1 protein-coding gene is annotated in these 463 nt (G+C 59.6%); it reads right to left on the bottom strand.

All coding sequences use genetic code 11. The features are described 5' to 3' along the window. Positions 1–463, bottom strand: a 463-nt coding sequence (locus tag K5E40_RS34440; protein WP_260456253.1) for a contractile injection system protein, VgrG/Pvc8 family, incomplete at both ends; no start/stop codon positions are given.

Below are 463 nucleotides of genomic sequence, written 5' to 3'. Positions count from 1 at the left end.
ACCCTGATCCAGCAACTGCTGCGCTCGCTGTTGAGTTCGGCGCGGTCCCAATTGAACTCGCATTTAATGCGGCCGAATTCATCACAATGCGTTTCTTCATGGACCGGCCCGGTGACCCGTGCGGTCTGGCTGACCAGTGGGCGACGCGGTGCTGGCAGCGGTGGGCGAAACACCACCTCGGCGGGAATCACACGAAAGGTGTTGCGATAGCCCTGAGTGAAACCGTCGGCGGTTTTGGTGTCGCTGGTGACTGACTCTTCAAGCACTTGGGGCTGGCGGCCTGTGTGCGACACGCTGAGCAACAACCACAGGTCATTGCAGCTTTTGCACGGGTGCTCAGTCAGTTCGAAGAGATGGCCACAGCGCAGATGTGCCTGATCGCTTTGACCATCACCCAATTCATAGTCGCTGCGATGGCGCTCCAGCGCCTGCCGGGCCAATTGCTTGCCGGACTTCTCGCTCT

It is taken from the genome of Pseudomonas baetica (genome assembly GCF_019733355.1).
Classification (GTDB): domain Bacteria; phylum Pseudomonadota; class Gammaproteobacteria; order Pseudomonadales; family Pseudomonadaceae; genus Aquipseudomonas; species Aquipseudomonas baetica_A.
The sequence above is the reverse complement of the archived record's forward strand: the minus strand, read 5'-3'. Positions and strand labels throughout refer to the sequence as shown.